Here is a 19,150-nt window from a genome sequence, read left to right as displayed (position 1 = left end):
GGGCCCGGATGCGATCCCGGCAGGTAGCCCTGCACGCCGTGCTCACCATCGGCGGGCTGGCGATGCTGTTCCCGTTCGTCTGGATGCTGCTGACGTCGTTCAAGGGCGTACGGCAGATGCTGAACAACCCGCTCGACTGGTTGCCCGCCCCGTGGCGCTGGGAGAACTATCCCGACGCGCTCGCCGCGATGCCGTTCGGCACCGCGTACTGGAACAGCTTCTACATCGCCGCGATCAACGTCACTCTCACCCTGCTGACCTCGGCCATGGCCGCCTACGCCTTCGCGCGCATCAGGTTCAGGGGCTCGGGAGTGCTGTTCGTGCTGTTCCTGGCCACCCAGATGGTGCCGACGCAGGTGACGATCGTGCCGCTGTACCTGATGCTGGCGCAGTTCGGGTGGATCGACTCGCACCTGTCGCTGATCGTGCCGACCATCGCGAACCCGTTCGCGGTGTTCCTGCTGCGCCAGTTCATCAGGGCCGTCCCCGTGGAGCTGGAGGAGGCAGCCAGGATCGACGGGGCGGGCCGCTGGCGGTGCTTCTGGAACGTCGTGCTGCCGAACATCCGCCCTGGCCTGGGCGCGCTCGGCATCATCGCCTTCCTCGCCTCGTGGAACTCGTTCTTCTTCCCGCTGATCTTCCTGAACTCGCCCGAGCTGGCCACGGTGCCGCTGCTGCTGAGCCAGTTCTCGGGGCAGCGCACGGCGATCGACTACGGGCTCATCCTGGCGGCCTCGGCGATCGCGGTCGTGCCCACGCTGATCGCGTTCCTGATCGGCCAGAGGAAGATCATCAACTCGATGGCTGCTTCCGGACTGGGCGGGCGCTGATGCTGGATCTGAGAGAACGGCCGTTCACCGACCGGGGCTCCCGGCTGCTGGTGATGGCGGCGGACGACGGCTCCCTCTGGATCGCCAGGGCCCTCTACGAGACCCCGCTGCGCGACACGACCGTCCTGACGGGACTGCGGGTACTCGCGGGGGACAGGGAGCTGCCGGTACGGCAGGCGCTGCCCGACCGGGTGGATTTCGAGGGCGGCGTGGCGATGGCCTTCGCCGATCCCGACACGATCGTGCTGACCGGCAGGGACGCCCGGGCGGTGTGGGACGGCGGAGAGGCCGACATCGACGGCTGTCTCACGCTGGTCGGCCCTCCGGTCGGCGACGGCCAGGCGCTGCTCGCGGCGGCCGCCGCGCGCTGGCGTGACTGGTTCGCCGCCATGCCGGCCGTGCCCGAGGCGCTGCGCGAACGCGCGGAGCAGGCGTGGTGGACGCTCGCGGTGAACCTGGTGCCGATCCGGGGCAGGGAGTCGCTGATCCCCTCCAAGTACGGCTATGTCGGACTGTGGAACTGGGACTCCTACTTCCACGCCATCGCGCTCAGGCACGCCGACCCGGCGCTGGCCAGGGAGCAGATCCGCATCCTGATCGACCATCAGCGGCCGGACGGCCTGATCCCCGACGTGGTGCATGACCACGGGGTGCTCACCGAGACCACCGACCTGCCCCGCTCGGACCTGGCCCGCCTGGCCCAGCACGTGGGAGGGGAGCCCGTCAGGGAGGTGGTGCCGGTCACCAAGCCGCCGCTCACCGCCTGGGCCGTGTGGAAGATCCACGAGGTGGATCCCGACCTGGACTTCCTGGCCGAGGTCTACGAGCCGCTGGCTCGCTCGCAGGAGTGGTGGTTCGCCCGCTCGGACCCCGACGGCGACGGCCTGGCCGAATACCTCCACCCGTACTCGTCGGGCCTGGACGACAGCCCCATCTGGGACCACGGGCCGCGCGCCGAGCCTCCCGACCTCAACGCCTACCTCGCGTTGCAGTACGACCGGCTCGGCGACATCGCCGCCGCGCTCGGCCGCGACCCCTCCGGGTGGCGGGCCAAGGCCCAGGCGCTCGTCGACCTCATGGTGGCGCGCCGATGGACCGGCACCCGCTTCGTCACCAGGGTCGCGGGACAAGAGGCGGCCGTGCGCACCCCGCTGGACCTCATGCCGCTCGTGACCGGGCGGCTCCCCGCCGCGATCACCGCCCGGCTCGTCGAGGACCTGCGCTCGCCGAGCTTCTGGGGGGAGCGTCCGGTGCCCACCGTCGCGTTCGACGACCCCAGGTTCGACCCCGACGCCATGTGGCGCGGCCCGGTCTGGCTGAACGTCAACTACCTGCTGATCGACGGCCTGCGCCGGTCCGGCCATCCGGAGACGGCTCGTGAGCTGCGGGAACGCACGCTGGCGATGGTGCGCGACGGCGGCGGTCTCTACGAGTACTGGAACCCGCTGACGGGCCGCAGGGCGGGCCGGGCGACCAGCGGTTTCGGCTGGTCGGCCGCGCTCTTCCTGGACCTGGCCCATGAGGACCAGGACGGCCGGGCGACGTGACCGCCATCCGGGGCGCGATCCGAGGGGGACGCGCCCCGGACAGGTCAGGCGAGGCCTGCTTCGGCGCGGAGGAGGGCCGAAAGGCCGTCGCCCGAGACGAGCAGGCCTTTGTGCGCGAACCAGGTGGCCACGTTGCGGGCGTCCCTGTCGAGGAAGTCGGGCCCCGAAGGATGCGCGATCACGTCCACGATCTGCGGCAGGTCGATGATCACCATCCTCCCCTCATGGACGAGCAGGTTGTACGGCGAGAGGTCCCCGTGCGCGAGCCCAGCGCGGGCGAGCGTCACCATCGCCTCCACCAGCTGCTCCCACAGCTCGTCCAGCCCCTCGTCGACGGTCGCCAGCCGGGGAGCGGCGTAGCCGTCGGCCGTCCCCACGAACTCCTGCAGGATCTCGGTGCCGAGGATCTGCACCGGATAGGGCACCGGCAGCCCCAGCTTCCACAGCCGCACCAGCGCCGTGAACTCCGCCTGAGCCCACTGCCCCGCGATCACCTGCTTGCCGAACGCGGTCCTGGAGGCCATGGCCCTGCTCGCACGCGAGTCGCGCATGCGGCGGCCCTCCAGGTATCCGGCGTCGCGATGGAAGAGCCGATGGTCGGTGGAACGGTAGCGCTTGGCGGCCAGCAGGCACACTCTGCCGGTGTCGGGCACGCCGCGCGAGATGAGATGGACGTCGGCTTCCTTGCCGGTCTTGAGGATGCCGAGCTCGGTGTCGACGGCGGCCAGCTCGGTGACCAGCCAGTCCGGATGCGGCTGCGGGCCGCGCTCGGTCGGGGTGCTGAGGTCCCAGGTGGACCAGCGGTCACCGGCGGGCGGGCCGTCGAGGTCTACGGGGTTGCTCTCGAGCCACTCGAGGTCGTCGGCGTCGAGGCGGTGCTTCTTCGGCACGGTGGTGATCTCCTGATGAGGATGCCCACCGGCGCGCGATCAGGTCGGCTGCTGCCCGGCGGGAAGGAAAGAGGACGTGGAAAACGGCACACGAACAGTCGTCGTCACGGTCTCACCCTCCCTTCGATCGAAGCCTCGACGAGTATGCCGGAGAGATAACCGGCGGCACAACGGATTTACGGTCGCCTACGATCGCGGGCATGGAGCGATGTGCGGAGTGCGGGCGCTGGCCGTACGGCGGAGCGCCCGGCTGTGGTCGCTGCCTGGCGCTGGCCGACCGCGTCGTGGAGGAGGGCTACCGGGCGTTCCTGGCAGAGCACGGGTTCGACGACGATCCGGCCCTCGCCGAGATGGTCGTCGACGAGATCAAGGGCTACGACTGGCGGGTGGTCGACGCCGCCTACGAACGCCTGACGTGCGCGGAATGCGGCAACAGGCGGGGCAGGGGCCCGAGCGGCTGCGGGCCTTGTGACCTCGACGAGGGCTTCCGCTACGCCGCCCGCGAGGTCGACAGACCGGGCGTGATGCCGGGTAACGAGCACGCGATCAGGGTCGGCATCGCCGTCCTGCGCAACGGACACCGGCACTCACCGATGGCGCTGCTGAGCTGGCAGGTCGGCCTGCCCCTGGTGCTGGGTGGTCAGCTGCCCACGACGCCGCAGGCCCAGGCGATGCGCGCCCGCATCAACAAGGGCGCCACCTACGAGGACCTTGCCACCGACGCCCCCGACTACACGGGTTGGACCCTCATCCCCTGACTTGGTCGAGGTCCAGGTCGATGTCGACGTCGAATCCGATGTTGGTGTGGAGCTTGTCGCGGTGAATGCCGGTGGGGACGTAGGCCTTGACGGCCGGTTCGAGCTCGAAGGTGTAGACGACGGGACGATCGTCTTCCAACTCGATGCGCCAGAAGTACTTGATGCCCGCGTTGGAGTATTTGATGGGCTTGGTTTGCCGGTCACGATCTCTGGATTCATCCGAGACCACCTCGACGACCAAGTGGACGTCTTCCGGCTTGAATGACGTGACGTTGGAAAGGACAGCCGACCTGTTCACAACGAGGACGTCCGGTTCTGGGCGTTGACGCATGCCGAGGGTGACTGTCATCTCTCGTGCGACCGCGAGATGAGCGGGTGGCCTGATACCCAGCTGTCGGTCTCTAAGTAGGTCGATGACCAGCATGTGGTAGTAGGTCTGCGGCGACATCATGACGAGGGACCCATCGATCAGCTCAACGTGCTTGGGCGCGTCGGGGGGGAGGCGATCGAGCATGTCGGCGGTCCATCCACCAGGGGGGCCCGGCCAGAACCACTCGGGAAGTGCGGTGGTCATCGGGTACCTCCTCAGGGGGATCACGCGACGGATCCATTATGACACGGACGGTGACCGTCAGGTCTGGTCGCGGCGCTCCTGCATGGTCTTGTTGTAGAGCTCGTCGATCTCGTCCAGCGGGTCGACGGTGCGGCGGCGCGACTCGATCTCCAGCTCGGTGCGGGCGTGCAGCTCGTCGATGCCGGTGGCGGCGTGGTGGACCTGGCTGTCGAGCAGGTCGGCCCTGATCCTGGCGCACATGGCGGTCAGCTTGGCCTGGTGCTCGCGGAGCCGGTCGAGCGTGACGTGGTCGACGTAGGGGGACACCCGGCGCTGCTGGGCGTACATCCCGAGCTGGGTGTCGTGCACGTCGGCCTGGCGGGAAAGCTCGCCCATCAGCTGCGGCAGGTCGCCGAGCCCCCAGCCCTGCTGCATGGCGGCGTCCATCGCCTGCCTGGTCATGGAGACCTCGCGGCGCAGGTCGAGGCGGAGCCGCTCGACCTCGGCGGCGTCGCCCGTGCCCATGGCGTTGACGTGGGTGGCCAGGCGCGCGGTGGCCTGGCGGGCCGACCGGCTGGCCCGTTTGCCCACTTTGACCAGGGCGTAGACGACCACGCCCGCGAGCACGAGGAAGATCACGAAGATCGCGAGCAGGATCAGAAGGAATGTGCTGATTGGAGGGACCTCCCGTCCGGCCTTTACCTGAGAGGATAGTTGATCCCTCGCGACCGGACGCGTTTCGTCCTGAACCGTTGACGGACGTGCGGGCGCCGGGGCGGGGGCCACAGGGCGCCCGCACGCGTCTCTTCGAAGGCTAGAGGAGCGGGCCGCCTCGCGGAGTCAGTCTCCGGAGTGAGGACACATCACTCCCTCGACGGACTGCGAACCTTCCTGATCAGCCACCATCCGAGCACGGCCAGCCCGGCCAGCAGGATCAGCACCAGCACCGGCAGGAAGATCGCGATCAGGCTCACGCCCAGCGAGCCGGCGTCCTCCACCGCGCTGGCCACGGGAGCGCCGAGCCCTCCGGTGGTGGCGTTCACGACCGGCCTGGCCGTGGACTTCAGCACGTGCACGAGCAGCGCGGTCGCGATGCCGATCAGCCATCCGGCCCACGGGTGCTCCGCCATCCAGGTGGAGCGGTCGAACTCGGCGGCGGCCGCGGTGGCGCTGAAGACCACGCCGCCGGACGCGGGCCGTACGGCGGTCTGGATGACGTCGTTGACGCTGTCGACGACGGGCACCTTGTCCAGCACGAACTCGGCGAGCAGGAGCACCGCGATGATCGCCAGCACCCACCATTCGGACAGCCACGCGTAGCCGTCGGGGAGCTTGACCGCGTCGGTGAAGTTGGCCAGCACCCCGACGACGAGCAGCGGGATGTAGGCGTTCAGTCCGGCCGCGGTGCTGAGGCCGAGACCGGTCAGTGCTGCGAGCATCGTTGTTCCCATCCTGTACGGCAAGCCCCCTGCAGCCCGCCGCGGTCACCGGGTGACCGTCCGTCCTTCACGCTAACGCCGGCAGGACTTCGGTGCTCGCCGTGACGTCGGACCCGACGCCGGATCTTCCCCGGACCGTGATGCTCAGGCTCGGCTCAGGGGCGTCACCCGGTGATGCGGGAGAGGCGCTCGATCGTCTCCGCGAACTCCTCCATCATCTCGTGCACCACCCTGCGCGCCGGTTTCACCTGGTCCAGCTGGCCGACCACCTGCCCGACGAAGTAGTTCGCCAGCTCCACCGCCCCCGGCTCCCCCCGCTCGGCCGCCCGCACGACGTACGTCATCGCCGACTCGGCCAGCAGCATCTGCGACGGCATCCCCAGCGGCCCCGGGCTGTCCTCACCCGAGTCCCAGGCCGAGGTCCACGCGGAGGCGAGCTGACGGGCGGGCTTGCCCGTGCGGGAACGGGACCTGACGGTGTCGAGCGACGTGGCGGCCAGCATCTTCCGCTTCACCGACTGCGGCGTCTCCGCCTCCTCCGTCGTCAGCCATACCGACCCGCACCACACCCCCTGCGCCCCCAGCGCCATGGCCGCCGCCATCTGCCGTCCCGACGCGATGCCGCCCGCCGCCAGCACGGGGGTGGGCTGAACGGCGTCCACGACCTGCGGCACCAGCACCATCGTGGCGATCTCGCCGGTGTGCCCTCCGGCCTCCGTGCCCTGCGCGACGATGAGGTCGGCGCCCGCGGCCACCTGCCTGCACGCGTGCTCCACCGTGCCCACCAGCGCGGCCACGGGCACCCCCGCATCCCTCGCCATCGTCACCATCTGCGGCGGAGGCGGCCCGAGCGCGCTGGCGATCAGGCCGACCCTGTGCTTGAGCGCCACCTCGATCAGCTCGGTCGCCCCCCTCGGGGTGACGCGCTCGCCGAACTCGCCCAGCGTCCCCGCGTACGGCACGCCGTACCGCTGGAGAAGGCCGGTGGTGAAGGCCAGGTGGTCGGAGGGGATGGTCGAGCGCGGCCCCTCCGTCTTGCCGGGGACGAGCACGTCCACCCCGTACGGCCGGCCGGCCACCTGGGCGTCGATCCAGCTCAGCTCGGTGTCGAGCTGTTCGGCGCTGTAGGCGACGGCGCCCAGGACGCCGAAGCCGCCGGCGTTGGTGACCGCGGCGACCACGTCGCGGCAGTGGCTGAAGGCGAACAGGGGGAACTCGACGCCGAGGCGTTCACAGATCGCGGTCCGCATGACGTGACGCTAACCCCTGGGACCCGTGCCCGCCATGGGCCCCCATGACGTCGTCCGGTGCGGCGAGAGACCAGGCGGCGCGGAGAGGGATCAGGCGGTCTGGCGGTCCAGAGAGGCGACGCCTGGCGCGTGCCAGCCGAGCTCGGGCGAGTAGCTCCTGACGAGCTTGGCGGGCACCCCCGCGATCACGCTGTGGTCGGGAAACTCGCCGCGCACCACCGCGCCGCCCGCCACCACGCACTGCCGCCCGATCCTGGTGCCCGGCAGGATGATCGCGCCCGCGCCCAGCCACGACCCCGCCCCGATCGAGACCGGATTGTTGCGTGGCCACTGCCTGCCGATCGGCGTCTCCGGGTCGTCGTAGACGTGGTTCTGGTCGGTGATGTAGACGTAAGGGCCGGTGAAGACGTGCTCGCCGATGTCGATCGACTGGTGGGCGACGATGTGGCTGCCCCTGCCGATCGAGCAGCTCCCGCCGATCCGCAGGATGGAGTCGGGCCCGAGGTCGACGCCTGGGCCCATGCCGCACGACAGCGAGACCCGCTCCCCGATGAGCGTGTGGTCGCCGATCTCGATCCACCGCTCGCCGAAGATCGCGCCGACGGGGAAGGCGATGCTGACGCCCTCGCCGAGCCGCCTGAACCGGTACCCCGCGGGACTGGCGGGGGTGATCGCCCCGGCGGCGCGGATGGCTGCGTAGAAGCGGTGGACGAGGGAGCCGGCCGCCCGCCGTACAAGTGACATAGAGCCCAAAGTTACTCTCTGGTACGCCGTTCGGGCATGTCGAGGGCGGCGTTTGATATCCTGAGAGCCCGTGGACGTCAACGCCACACCTCGAGCCACGGGAGACTTCTTGCGCAGCGCATCGCAAACCAAGCATCTGTTCGTCACCGGCGGTGTCGCCTCCAGTCTCGGCAAGGGGCTCACGGCCTCCAGCCTGGGCCGCCTGCTGAAGGCCCGCGGGCTGCGGGTCACCATGCAGAAGCTCGACCCCTACCTCAACGTCGACCCTGGCACGATGAACCCCTTCCAGCACGGAGAGGTCTTCGTCACCGACGACGGCTCCGAGACCGACCTCGACGTCGGCCACTACGAGCGCTTCCTCGACACCGACCTGCACGGCTCGGCCAACGTCACGACGGGCCAGGTCTACTCCAACGTCATCGCCAAGGAGCGCCGCGGTGAGTACCTCGGCGACACCGTCCAGGTCATCCCGCACATCACCAACGAGATCAAGGAGCGCATCCGCGGCATGGCCGGTCCCGGCGTGGACGTGGTCATCACCGAGGTGGGCGGCACGGTGGGCGACATCGAGTCGCTGCCGTTCCTCGAGTCGGTGCGCCAGATCAGGCACGAGGTCGGCCGCGACAACGTCTTCTTCCTGCACGTCTCGCTGCTGCCGTACATCGGGCCGAGCGGTGAGCTGAAGACCAAGCCGACCCAGCACAGCGTGGCCGCGCTGCGCAGCATCGGCATCCAGCCCGACGCGATCGTGCTGCGCTCGGACCGTCCGGTCCACACCTCCATCAAGCGCAAGATCAGCCTGATGTGCGACGTCGACGAGGACGCGGTGGTCAGCGCCGTCGACGCCGCCTCCATCTACGACATCCCCAAGGTGCTCCACTCCGAGGGCCTCGACGCCTACGTCGTGCGCCGCCTCGGCCTGCCGTTCCGCGACGTCGACTGGAAGGAGTGGGAGCAGCTCCTGCGCCGCGTCCACCGGCCCGCCAAGGAGGTCACGGTCGCGCTCGTCGGCAAGTACATCGACCTGCCCGACGCCTACCTGAGCGTCACCGAGGCGCTGCGCGCGGGCGGCTTCGCCAACGACGCCCGCGTCAACATCCGCTGGGTCAAGTCCGACGACTGCGAGAGCGAGGAGGGCGCGGCCCGCGAGCTCGACGGCGTCGACGGCGTGCTGATCCCCGGCGGGTTCGGCGTGCGCGGCATCGAGGGCAAGATCGGCGCCATCCGCCACGCCCGCGAGAACAAGATCCCGCTGCTCGGCATCTGCCTCGGCATGCAGGGCATGGTCATCGAGGCGGCCCGCAACCTGGCAGGCGTCTCCGAGGCCAACAGCGCCGAGTTCGACCCCGACAGCAAGCACCCGGTCATCTCCACCATGGCCGACCAGGAGGACGTCGTCTCGGGCGAGCGCGACATGGGCGGCACCATGCGCCTGGGCAGCTACACCGCCAAGCTCGGCGAGGGCACGCTGGCCCGCCAGCTCTACGGCGGCAAGGCCAAGGCCGACGAGCGCCACCGCCACAGGTACGAGGTCAACAACGCCTACCGCGAGCAGCTGGAGAAGGTCGGCCTGGTCTTCTCGGGGCTCTCGCCCGACGGCCGCCTGGTGGAGTACACCGAGCTGCCAGTCGAGACGCACCCGTTCTTCATCGGCACGCAGGCCCACCCCGAGTTCCGCTCGCGGCCGACCCGCGCCCATCCGCTGTTCAAGGGCCTCATCGGCGCCTCGCTCGCCTACGCGGAGGGCCGCTCGACCAAGGCGGCCAGCAAGTGAGCGTCATCGGCGGCGGTCCCGTGGCCGACTCCCCCGAGCAGTGGGAGGTCGTCGACTCCCAGGAGCAGTTCAAGGGCCACGTGATCGGCGTGCGCACCGACACCGTGCGCATGCCGCAGGACGAGATCGCCCAGCGCGACTACGTCGTCCACCCCGGCTCGGTGGCGGTCCTCGCGCTCGACGCAGACGAGCGCGTGCTGCTGATCAGGCAGTACCGCCACCCGACGCGCCACCTGCTGTGGGAGCTGCCCGCGGGCCTGCGAGACGTGGAGGGCGAGCCGCTGGTCGCCACCGCCGCGCGCGAGCTGGCGGAGGAGGCGGGCTACAAGGCCGACACCTGGCACACCCTCGTCGACCTCTACACCTCGCCCGGCATGTCCGACGAGCGCATCCGCGTCTTCCTCGCCAGGGACCTGTCCGAGACGGAGATCGACTTCGAGCGCAGGCACGAGGAGTTCGACATGCCGGTGGAGTGGGTTCCCCTGGCGGACGCGGTCGAGAAGGCGCTCATGGGAATGATCCACAATTCCCCGGCTGTGGCCGGTATCCTCGCCGCATATGCGGCATCGGTAGAGGGATTCGCCCTGTTGCGGCCCGCCGACGCTCCGGAGGCGTGACAGGAGGACCGTTCGTGGAGGCAGTGCTCTCCAGCTACCTCGCCCATCTGGCGGTGGAGCGGGGCCTGGCTGCCAACACGCTGGCCTCCTACCGCAGGGACCTGCGCCGATACGTCGAGCACCTCAAGGCGCGCGGCAGGGTCTCCTTCGGCGAGGTGGGCGAGGCCGACGTCCTCGCCTTCCTCGCCGCGCTGCGCGAGGGCGACGGCGAGCATCCCGCCCTCGTCGCCAGCTCGGCGGCGCGCGCGGTCTCCGCCGTCCGCGGCCTGCACAGGTTCGCCCTTCGCGAGGGCGTCGCGGGTCACGACCCCGCCCACGAGGTGCGCCCGCCCCGCCAGCTGCGCCGCCTGCCCAAGGCGATCGGCGTCGCCGACGTCGAGCGGCTCATCGCCGCCTCCGGCCCCGACGGCGCGCCGCTGACCCTCCGCAACCGCGCCCTGCTCGAACTCCTGTACGGCACCGGCGCCCGCATCTCCGAAGCCGTCGGCCTGGCCCTCGACGACCTCGAGGAGGACCAGGTACGGCTGCGCGGCAAGGGCGGACGCACCCGCGTCGTGCCCGTCGGCCGCTTCGCCAGGCAGGCGCTCGACGCCTACCTGGTGCGGGCCAGGCCGTCCCTGCTGGGTCACGGCAGGGGCACGCCCGCCGTCTTCCTCAACGCCCGCGGCGGCCGCCTCACCAGGCAGGGCGCGTGGGAGGTGCTCCAGGCCGCCGCCGAGCGGGCCCGCCTGGAGGGGATCTCTCCGCACGTCTTGCGGCATTCGTTCGCAACTCACCTCCTCGACGGTGGCGCTGACGTTAGGGTGGTCCAGGAACTCCTCGGCCACGCCTCGGTGACGACCACCCAGGTCTACACACTGGTGACGGTCGACAAGCTCCGCGAGGTCTACGCCGCGGCGCATCCCCGCGCCCGGCAGTGATCTATAGTCTTTGCGTCGTGCGGTAGTCGGCGTGCCTTCTTGCCGCCTAAGTGCTGACGCCATAGTGTCCGTCCGGACGGTCCGGTTCGGGACCGTCAGGGAGGTTCGAGCTGGTGACTGTGACCGCCAACGGTTCGACCCCGGGGACCCCTGAGAACCCCTGGGGCGACACGAAGACCAACACGCCGGCCAAGGGCGTGAATCTCGGCCCCACCGGGCGTCCACGCCCGGTGTTCCCCGAGCCGATGCCGCGCGAGATCCACGGGCCCGCGCGAGTGGTCGCGATGGTCAACCAGAAGGGTGGGGTCGGCAAGACCACCACCACGATCAACCTGGGCGCCGCGCTCGTCGAGTGCGGACTGAAGGTCCTGCTCGTCGACTTCGACCCGCAGGGCGCCCTGTCGATCGGCCTGGGCATCAACCCGCTCCAGCTCGACCTGACGGTTTACAACATGCTCATGGAGCGCGACGTCGCCGCCGAGGACGTGCTGCTCCAGACCGGGGTCGAGGGGCTCGACCTGCTGCCGTGCAACATCGACCTGTCGGCGGCCGAAGTCCAGCTCGTCACCGAGGTGGCCCGCGAGCAGGTGCTCGGGCGCGTGCTCAAGCCGCTGCTGCCCTTCTACGACGTGTGCCTGATCGACTGCCAGCCGTCGCTCGGCCTGCTCACCGTCAACGCGCTCACCTGCGCCCACGGCGTCATGGTGCCGCTGGAGTGCGAGTTCTTCGCGCTGCGCGGCGTCGCGCTGCTCATGGACACCATCGGCAAGGTGCAGGAACGGCTCAACGACGAGCTGGAGATCGAGGGCCTGCTGGCCACCATGTACGACGCCCGTACCCTGCACGGCCGCGAGGTGCTCGCGCGCGTCGTGGAGGCCTTCGGCGACAAGGTGTTCCACACGGTCATCAACAGGACCGTCCGCTTCCCCGACGCGACCGTCGCGGGCGAGCCGATCACCACCTTCGACCCGTCCTCGCTCGGCGCCAACGCCTACCGCGAACTCGCCAGAGAGGTGCTCTCGCGCTGGCAGCAGCCTGCGACAATGGCCAGGTGACCGCGACCTCGCGAACGACCTCGGGGAAGGAGCGCGAGGCTCGACCCCGGCAAGCCGACCCATCAGCCGACAAAGGCGCCGCTCCGGAGCCGCAGGGCTTCCAGGTGCACCTCGACGTCTTCGAGGGCCCCTTCGACCTGCTGCTCGGGCTGATCTCCAAGCACAAGCTCGACATCACCGAGGTCTCGCTGTCCAAGGTGACCGACGAGTTCATCGCCTACATCAGGTCGAAGGGCCCCGAGTGGGACCTCGACCAGACCAGCCACTTCCTGCTGGTCGCCGCCACGCTGCTCGACCTGAAGGCGGCCAGGCTGCTGCCGAGCGGCGAGGTCGAGGACGAAGAGGACCTCGCGCTCCTGGAGGCGCGCGACCTGCTGTTCGCCAGGCTGCTGCAGTACAAGGCGTACAAGGAGGTCGCCAAGGTCTTCTCCGGGCTGATGGCGGAGGAGTCGCTGCGGTTCCCGCGGGCCGTACCCATGGAGCCGCAGTTCGCCAACCTGCTGCCCGAGCTGGTCCTCGGCATCGGGCCCGACCAGCTGGCGCGCATCGCGGCCAAGGCGTTCACGCCCAAGCTGCCGCCGACCGTCGGCGTCGGGCACATCTACCAACCGCTGGCCAGCGTCAGGGAACAAGCCGCTATCCTTGTCCGGCGGTTGCGGCGCCTGCGGACGGCCACATTCAGGACCCTCGTCGCCGACTGCGAGGGCACCTTCGAGGTGATCGCCCGCTTTCTGGCCGTGCTGGAGCTGTTCAGGGAGTCGGTCGTCAGCTTCGAGCAGGTGGAGCCGCTCGGCGATCTGCACGTGACATGGACGGGCGCCGACGACGGAGACGTGTCGGTGGGCGACGACTACGAAGAGAGCGCGGAGAAGGCTGCTGATGAGTGAGTTCCCGGCTCCGAGGGACCCTTCGCCGTCCGAGCAACTTGCCGGCGACGCCTCGGCCGCTCGGCGAGAGCGTGCGCGTGGGGCCGCCTGGGCGACCCTGCCGGGATCGGCCGCCTTCGGCGCCGACGGCAAGCCCACCCCTCCGGCCGCGCCCGCACGAGAGCCCGATGCGACCCGTCCGACCACGCCCGAACCCGAGCCCGAGTCAACCCCGGAGCGCGAGCCCGAGATCGACGCCGAGCCGGCGGTTGACGCGACTCCGGTAGCCGAGCCCGAGCCCGAGGCCGACGTCGCTTTGGTTGTCGAGGGCGTTGACCCGACGCCGGTAGTCGAGCGTGAGGCCGAGATCGACGCCGCTCCGAAGGCCGGGCGCGAGCCCGAGGTGGAGGTCGACGCCGCTTCGGTTGTCGAGGGTGAGGCTTCGGCGGAGGTCCATGGGGCTCCTGGCGCCGAGACCGTGCCTTTCGTGGACGGCGCGCCCCACGGTGACTCCGTCGAGACCGCCGTCGGGGAGGAGGCCTTCCTCCTCGATGGTGACGAGCCGGATCAAGAAGCTGCCGGGCAGGTCGAGTTGAATACCGCGCTGGAGGCGATCCTGATCGTCGTCGACGAGCCGGTCAACGCGATGACCCTCGCCCAGGTGCTCGAACGTCCCACCCACGAAGTCGAGACCGCGCTGAACGAGCTGGCGGCGGAATACTCCGGCCACGGGCGGGGTTTCGATTTGAGAGAGGTCGCGGGCGGCTGGCGGTTCTACACGCGTGCCGACTGCGCCCCGCTGGTCGAGCGGTTCGTCCGCGACGGCCAGCAGGCGCGGCTGACCCAGGCCGCGCTGGAGACCCTCGCGGTCGTGGCCTACCGGCAGCCGGTGAGCCGCGCCCGAGTCGCCGCCGTGCGCGGCGTCAACAGCGACGGCGTCATGCGGACGCTGGTCGCCAGGGGGCTGGTCGAAGAGGCCGGCACCGATCCGGAGAGCCAGGCAGTGCTCTACCGGACCAGCTCCTACTTCTTGGAGCGACTGGGCTTGAAGAGCCTCGACGAGCTCCCCGAGCTCGCGCCCTTCCTGCCCGACGACGTGGAAAACCTTGAGGAGACAACGAAGTGAACAACAGGCGCAGCACCCCGTCCGGTGATGGACGCGGTCGAGGACGCACCGGCGGTTCCCGGGGCACGAGCTCCAGGAGCGGCGGCAGCGGGCGTCCCGCCTTCCGCTCGGACGACAGGCGCGACTCGCGTCGCGACGACCAGCGCGGCGGCCCCCGTCGCGACGACTTCGGCGGTGGAGCCCGCCGTGACGACTCCGGCGGTTCCCGTCGTGAAGACTTCGGCGGAGCCTCCCGCGGTGAGGGGTTCGGCGGTTCGCGCCGTGACGACTCCCGTGGTGGATCCGGCCGGAACGACAGCAGGGGCGGCTTCGGCGGCTCCCGCGACTCCGTCCGCGCCGACCGCGCGGGCGCTCGCAGCAGGTACGGCAAGCCCCAAGCCCGCGACGAGCGCGGCGGCGGCTTCCGCGACGGAGGCCCGCGCGAGGACCGCGGCTTCCGCGGGGGCGACCGCGACGACCGCGGCTTCAGGGGCGACCGTCGGGACCGCGGAGGCTTCCGAGGAGGAGACGAGCGCGGACCCCGCGAGGACCGCGGCTTCGGCGGCGACCGCCAGGACCGCGGCGACCGGGGCGCCGCTCGTGACGACCGCGGGTTCCGCGGCGGCGACCGTGGGTTCGGCGGCGATCGCGGGTTCAGGGGTCAGCGCGACGAGCGCGGGTTCCGGGGCGGCGACCGTGAGGGTCGTGGCTCCGGTGAGCGCGGGTTCGGTGGCGGCCGTGAGGGTCGTGGCTCGGGCGAGCGTGGATTCGGTGGCGACCGTGGATTCGGCGGCGGCGACCGGGACCGTGGGTTCCGCGGCGAGCGCGACAGCCGGGGCTTCCAGGGCGGCGGTGACCGTCAGGAGCGCGGCGGATTCGCGGGCAGGGACGACCGCACGGGTGTGAGGGCCGACAGGGGCGGCAAGCGTGAGGAAGGCGGTGCGCGAGCCCGCTACGGCAAGCGCGACGAGCCCCAGACGATCGGCCGCGCCCCCAGCCGTCCGGCTCCCAAGCGTAACGACGCCGCCGGCCGTACCGGCAAGGTGCAGACGATCGGCGGCGGCGCGAAGAAGCGCGACGTGTTCAAGACCGCTCGCCAGCCCATCCGCGACCGCGACTTCTACCCCGACGGCTACGTCGACGAGCGCGACACCACCGAGGTGCCGGACGGCGTGCGGCTGCAGAAGGTGCTCGCCCAGGCGGGCGTGGCCAGCAGGCGCGCGTGCGAGGAGATGATCGGCGACGGCCGCGTCACCGTGAACGGCCAGGTCGTCAGGAGGTTCGGCGCGAAGGTCGACCCCGCGACGCAGGTCATCCACGTCGACGGCAAGCGCATCCCGACCGCTCCCGACCTGGTCTACTACGCGCTGAACAAGCCCATCGGCGTCGTCTCCACCATGGAGGACCCGCAGGGCCGCCCGTGCCTGGCCGACTACGTGCAGGAGCTGGCCCCCCGCCTGTTCCACGTGGGCAGGCTCGACACCGAGACCGAGGGCCTGCTGCTGCTCACCAACGACGGCGAGCTGGCCAACAGGCTGACCCACCCGAGCTACGGCGTGCAGAAGAAGTACTGGGCGAAGGTGCCGGGACCGATTCCGCGTGACCTCGGCCGCAGGCTGAAGAAGGGCATCGAGCTCGAGGACGGCCTGGCCAAGGCCGACCACTTCGAGATCGTGCAGGAGCACGGCCAGCAGGCGCTGGTGGAGGTCGTCCTGCACGAGGGCCGCAAGCACATCGTCAGGCGCATGCTCGAGGAGTCGGGTCACCGCGTGATCGACCTGGCCAGGATCGAGTTCGGTCCCGTGAAGCTGGGCCGTACCAAGCCCGGCACGATCAGGTCGCTGAGCCTCAAGGAGGTCGGCGACCTGTACGCGGCGGTCAAGCTGTAATCTGGCCAGACGAGGGAGCCCGCGCAGGTGCTGCGCGGGCTCCGAGCCATATGGAGGGAATGGGCATGGTGCGGGCGATTCGCGGGGCGATCCAGGTGGAGGCCAACGATCGCGACGCGATCATCAGCGGGACCACCGAGCTGGTCGCGGCGGTCATGGAGCGCAATCAGCTGACCACCGACGACGTGATCAGCGTGCTGTTCACCGCGACGCCCGACCTGACGGCGGAGTTCCCCGCTCTGGCCGCGCGCAAGCTGGGCTTCCACGAGGTGCCGCTGATCTGCTGCACCGAGATCGACGTGCCGGGCGCGCTGCCCCGCGTGGTGCGGCTGATGGCGCACGTGGAGATCGACCGGCCGCGCGGCGAGATCCAGCACGTCTACCTGCGCGGCGCGACCGTGCTTCGCCAGGACATCGCGCAATGAAACTCGAGACCGTCCTCGTCCTCGGCACCGGCCTGGTCGGCACGTCGATCGGGTTGGCGCTGCGCCAGCGCGGCGTGACCGTGCTGCTGGCCGACCGCGATCTGGGCGCCGTACGGCTGGCCAGGGAGATGGGGGCCGGTCAGGAATGGAGCCTGGGCGACCCGGTCGACCTGGCCATCGTCGCCGTTCCCCCCGGCCACGTGGCCAGCGAGCTGCGCGGCCTGCAGCAGCGTGACGTGGCCCGCTTCTACACCGACGTCGCCAGCGTCAAGGCCAAGCCGATCGCCGACGCGGCCGGGCTGGGCTGCGACCTGAGCACGTACGTCGCCTCCCACCCGATGGCGGGCAGGGAGAAGGCGGGTCCTGGCGCGGCCAGGGCCGACCTGTTCCTGGGCAGGCCGTGGGCGGTGTGCCCGACCGCGGAGGCCTCCCAGGAGGCCAAGGAGGCGGTCATGGAGCTCATCGAGCTGTGCGGCGCCAATCCGGTCGAGGTGGCGGCCGAGGACCACGACAGGGCCGTGGCCGTCGTCTCCCACGCTCCCCACGTGGCCGCCTCCGCGGTGGCCGCGCGCCTGGCGGAGGCCTCCGACGTGGCGCTCGGGCTGGCGGGGCAGGGCGTGCGCGACGTGACCAGGATCGCCGGCGGCGACCCAGGCCTGTGGCTCGGCATCCTGTCGGGCAACGCCGCCCCGGTGGCCGAGGTGCTGGAGGCGGTCTCCCACGACCTGGCCGAGGCCGCGACCGCGCTGCGGTCGCTGGCCGAAGGCGACGCCGGTGCGGGCCTCGAGGTGACCCAACTGCTCAAGCGCGGGGTCGTCGGCCACGGCAGGATTCCCGGCAAGCACGGCGGGCCAGCGGCGGCCTACGCCGTCGTCCAGGTCGTCATCGGCGACCGTCCAGGCCAGCTGGCCAGGTTGTTCCAGATCTGCGACGAGGTCGGCGTCAACGTCGAGGACGTGCGCCTCGAACACGCGCCGGGACTGCCGCTCGGCCTGGCCGAGCTGTCGGTGCAGCCGGGCGCGGTCGCCGTGCTGAACCAGGCCCTGCAGGAACGGGGCTGGCAGATGCCGTAAGGCGCCATGTCACGAGCGCGGCCGCTCGGTACGTCTGCTCGGCATGACGAGAATCGTGGTTCTAGGAGCCGGTTACACGGGCATGGCGGCGGCGATCAGGGTGGCGACGAGGTCGCGGCGCATCGGCGGCAGGGTGACGTTGGTCAACCCGTCGCCGAGGTTCACCGAGCGGCTGCGGCTGCACCAGACGGCGGCCGGCGAGCGGCTGGCCGACCACTCCATAGAGGAGATGCTCGCCGGCACGGGCATCGACTTCGTCCAGGACACGGTCGCCGGCCTCGACCTCGAGGCCAAGCGGGTACGGCTCGGCGGCGGGCGCGAGCCGGCCTACGACAAGCTCATCTACGCGCTCGGCACCGTCACTGACGTGTCGGTGCCCGGCGTCGCCGAGCACGCCTGCCGTTTCGACGACCACGCGGGCGCCGTACGGCTTGCCGAGCGCCTGCGCTCGCTGAAGGAGGGCACGATCGTCGTGGCGGGCGGCGGCCTGACCGGGATCGAGTCGGCGACTGAGCTCGCGGAGGCGTACCCGAGGCTGCGGGTGGTCCTGCTCACCAGGGGCCGTGCAGGCTCGATGATGGGCGAGCGCGCCCGCGCCTACGTCAGGCGGGCGATGGACCGCCTCGGCATCGAGGTCCGCGAGGGCGTCGACATCGTCAAGGTGCTCCCCGACGCGGTCGAGCCGGCGGTCGGCGAGCTGATCCCCTCCGACGCGACGCTCTGGACGACGGGGACCAGAGGGCTGCGGCTGGCCCGCGAGGCCGGGTTCACGGTCGACGAGCGCGACAGGATCGTGGTGGACGGGGTGCTGCGCTCGGTCTCGCACCCCGACGTCTACGCGGTCGGCGACGCGGCGGCGGTGCGCCAGCCGTTCGGCCTGGTCCACGGCACCTGCCAGAGCGGGATCCCCACCGGGCTGCACGCGGGTACGGCGCTCGCCGACGAGCTGCGCGGGCGCGAGCCCGAGCAGTTCAGGTTCGGCTACTTCCACCAGCCGCTGAGCCTGGGCAGGAAGGACGCGGTCATCCAGTTCGTCAGGCCGGACGACACCCCCCGCAGGGGCTGTCTGAAGGGCCGCTGGGCCGTCGCCTACAAGGAGACCGTCAGCGGCAGCCCGATGCCCACCTACCGGCTGCTCAAGCGAGGTCTGGTGCCCGTCGCCCTGTTCAGGCTCACCGCCGGCTGACGTGAGGCGTCAGGAGAGGTTGTCCAGCAGGACACGTGACGACGGGCCAGGGGCGGCGCAGCACCGCGGTCAGGACGGCGTTGCTCGCGCCTGCTTCCTCGTCGCCACGACCACGCTCACCCGATCGCTTGCCATGCCCGGACTCCTATCCCGGTGGGAAGCGATCAGTCTCTTGACCGGCGCCACTGGACAGGCGTACAAAAGGCGGTAACAGCGTTACCGCACAGAA

19 protein-coding genes are annotated in these 19,150 nt (G+C 70.7%); 13 read left to right on the top strand and 6 right to left on the bottom strand.

From position 1 onward, the window contains the following. Positions 1-8 precede the first annotated feature (8 nt). Both AB0B45_RS00420 and AB0B45_RS00415 read left to right on the top strand, forming a co-directional pair. Positions 9-830: a carbohydrate ABC transporter permease gene (locus AB0B45_RS00420; RefSeq protein WP_358123280.1), complete on the top strand. Its 822-nt coding sequence runs from the start codon at positions 9-11 to the stop codon at positions 828-830. Then, the gene (locus AB0B45_RS00415; RefSeq protein WP_358123278.1) at positions 830-2,377 is read left to right on the top strand and encodes a glycogen debranching protein; all 1,548 of its coding nucleotides are present in this window, start codon (positions 830-832) and stop codon (positions 2,375-2,377) included. Before AB0B45_RS00420 ends, AB0B45_RS00415 begins: the two co-directional genes overlap by 1 nt. A 44-nt stretch (positions 2,378-2,421) precedes the next feature. Here the strand turns inward: AB0B45_RS00415 and AB0B45_RS00410 are convergent, their stop codons facing one another. Further along, complete coding sequence (locus AB0B45_RS00410) at positions 2,422-3,267, bottom strand: RIO1 family regulatory kinase/ATPase (RefSeq protein WP_358123276.1); 846 nt, start codon at positions 3,265-3,267, stop codon at positions 2,422-2,424. A gap of 200 nt (positions 3,268-3,467) precedes the next feature. Between AB0B45_RS00410 and AB0B45_RS00405 the strand changes: the two genes are divergently transcribed. Continuing rightward, positions 3,468-4,025, top strand: coding sequence for a hypothetical protein (locus AB0B45_RS00405; protein WP_358123274.1), 558 nt, complete (start codon positions 3,468-3,470; stop codon positions 4,023-4,025). Here the strand turns inward: AB0B45_RS00405 and AB0B45_RS00400 are convergent. The 5 genes from AB0B45_RS00400 to AB0B45_RS00380 all read right to left on the bottom strand — a co-directional run bounded on the left by AB0B45_RS00400 (position 4,015) and on the right by AB0B45_RS00380 (position 8,011). Further along, on the bottom strand, positions 4,015-4,599 hold the full coding sequence (locus AB0B45_RS00400; RefSeq protein ID WP_358123272.1) for a Uma2 family endonuclease: 585 nt from the start codon (positions 4,597-4,599) through the stop codon (positions 4,015-4,017). The two genes, AB0B45_RS00405 and AB0B45_RS00400, sit on opposite strands and share 11 nt — an antisense overlap. Before the next feature lie 57 nt (positions 4,600-4,656). Then, a complete protein-coding gene (locus AB0B45_RS00395) occupies positions 4,657-5,217 on the bottom strand; it encodes a hypothetical protein (protein ID WP_358123270.1) in 561 nt (186 codons plus the stop codon). A 224-nt stretch (positions 5,218-5,441) separates the two neighbouring features. After that, positions 5,442-6,017, bottom strand: coding sequence for a DUF4126 domain-containing protein (locus tag AB0B45_RS00390; RefSeq protein WP_358123268.1), 576 nt, complete (start codon positions 6,015-6,017; stop codon positions 5,442-5,444). A gap of 164 nt (positions 6,018-6,181) precedes the next feature. Next, positions 6,182-7,267, bottom strand: a complete 1,086-nt coding sequence (locus tag AB0B45_RS00385) for a nitronate monooxygenase family protein (RefSeq protein ID WP_358123266.1) — start codon at positions 7,265-7,267, stop codon at positions 6,182-6,184. A 90-nt stretch (positions 7,268-7,357) separates the two neighbouring features. Further along, positions 7,358-8,011 carry an acyltransferase gene (locus AB0B45_RS00380; RefSeq protein WP_358123264.1) on the bottom strand — a complete coding sequence of 218 codons (654 nt, stop codon included), beginning with the start codon at positions 8,009-8,011 and terminating at the stop codon, positions 7,358-7,360. A 109-nt stretch (positions 8,012-8,120) separates the two neighbouring features. On the opposite strand from AB0B45_RS00380, the gene AB0B45_RS00375 reads away from it, so the two are divergent. The 10 genes from AB0B45_RS00375 to AB0B45_RS00330 all read left to right on the top strand — a co-directional run bounded on the left by AB0B45_RS00375 (position 8,121) and on the right by AB0B45_RS00330 (position 18,921). Next, positions 8,121-9,785 (top strand): CTP synthase, encoded by a 1,665-nt coding sequence (locus AB0B45_RS00375; protein ID WP_358124671.1) that lies wholly within the window; start codon positions 8,121-8,123, stop codon positions 9,783-9,785. After that, on the top strand, positions 9,782-10,402 hold the full coding sequence (locus AB0B45_RS00370) for an NUDIX hydrolase (protein ID WP_358123262.1): 621 nt from the start codon (positions 9,782-9,784) through the stop codon (positions 10,400-10,402). Before AB0B45_RS00375 ends, AB0B45_RS00370 begins: the two co-directional genes overlap by 4 nt. A gap of 14 nt (positions 10,403-10,416) precedes the next feature. Further along, positions 10,417-11,322, top strand: coding sequence for a site-specific tyrosine recombinase XerD (locus tag AB0B45_RS00365; RefSeq protein WP_358123260.1), 906 nt, complete (start codon positions 10,417-10,419; stop codon positions 11,320-11,322). Positions 11,323-11,435: 113 nt separating this feature from the next. Continuing rightward, positions 11,436-12,377: a ParA family protein gene (locus tag AB0B45_RS00360; RefSeq protein WP_358123258.1), complete on the top strand. Its 942-nt coding sequence runs from the start codon at positions 11,436-11,438 to the stop codon at positions 12,375-12,377. Between the two features lie 104 nt (positions 12,378-12,481). Continuing rightward, on the top strand, positions 12,482-13,264 hold the full coding sequence (locus tag AB0B45_RS00355) for a segregation/condensation protein A (protein WP_358124668.1): 783 nt from the start codon (positions 12,482-12,484) through the stop codon (positions 13,262-13,264). A gap of 571 nt (positions 13,265-13,835) precedes the next feature. Continuing rightward, positions 13,836-14,369 (top strand): SMC-Scp complex subunit ScpB, encoded by a 534-nt coding sequence (gene scpB / locus AB0B45_RS00350; RefSeq protein ID WP_358124666.1) that lies wholly within the window; start codon positions 13,836-13,838, stop codon positions 14,367-14,369. Continuing rightward, entirely contained in the window at positions 14,366-16,237 is a 1,872-nt protein-coding gene (locus tag AB0B45_RS00345; RefSeq protein ID WP_358123256.1) for a pseudouridine synthase, read from the top strand. Before scpB ends, AB0B45_RS00345 begins: the two co-directional genes overlap by 4 nt. 65 nt (positions 16,238-16,302) lie before the next feature. Further along, on the top strand, positions 16,303-16,662 hold the full coding sequence (aroH, locus tag AB0B45_RS00340) for a chorismate mutase (protein ID WP_358123254.1): 360 nt from the start codon (positions 16,303-16,305) through the stop codon (positions 16,660-16,662). Further along, a complete protein-coding gene (locus tag AB0B45_RS00335) occupies positions 16,659-17,735 on the top strand; it encodes a prephenate dehydrogenase (RefSeq protein WP_358123252.1) in 1,077 nt (358 codons plus the stop codon). Before aroH ends, AB0B45_RS00335 begins: the two co-directional genes overlap by 4 nt. A 43-nt stretch (positions 17,736-17,778) precedes the next feature. After that, entirely contained in the window at positions 17,779-18,921 is a 1,143-nt protein-coding gene (locus AB0B45_RS00330; RefSeq protein WP_358123250.1) for an FAD-dependent oxidoreductase, read from the top strand. Positions 18,922-19,150: the final 229 nt, after the last annotated feature.

The sequence above is a fragment of the Nonomuraea sp. NPDC049152 genome, assembly GCF_040648355.1.
Lineage (GTDB): Bacteria > Actinomycetota > Actinomycetes > Streptosporangiales > Streptosporangiaceae > Nonomuraea.
Note: the sequence above shows the minus strand (reverse complement) of the source record. Positions and strands in the feature narration are given on the sequence as shown.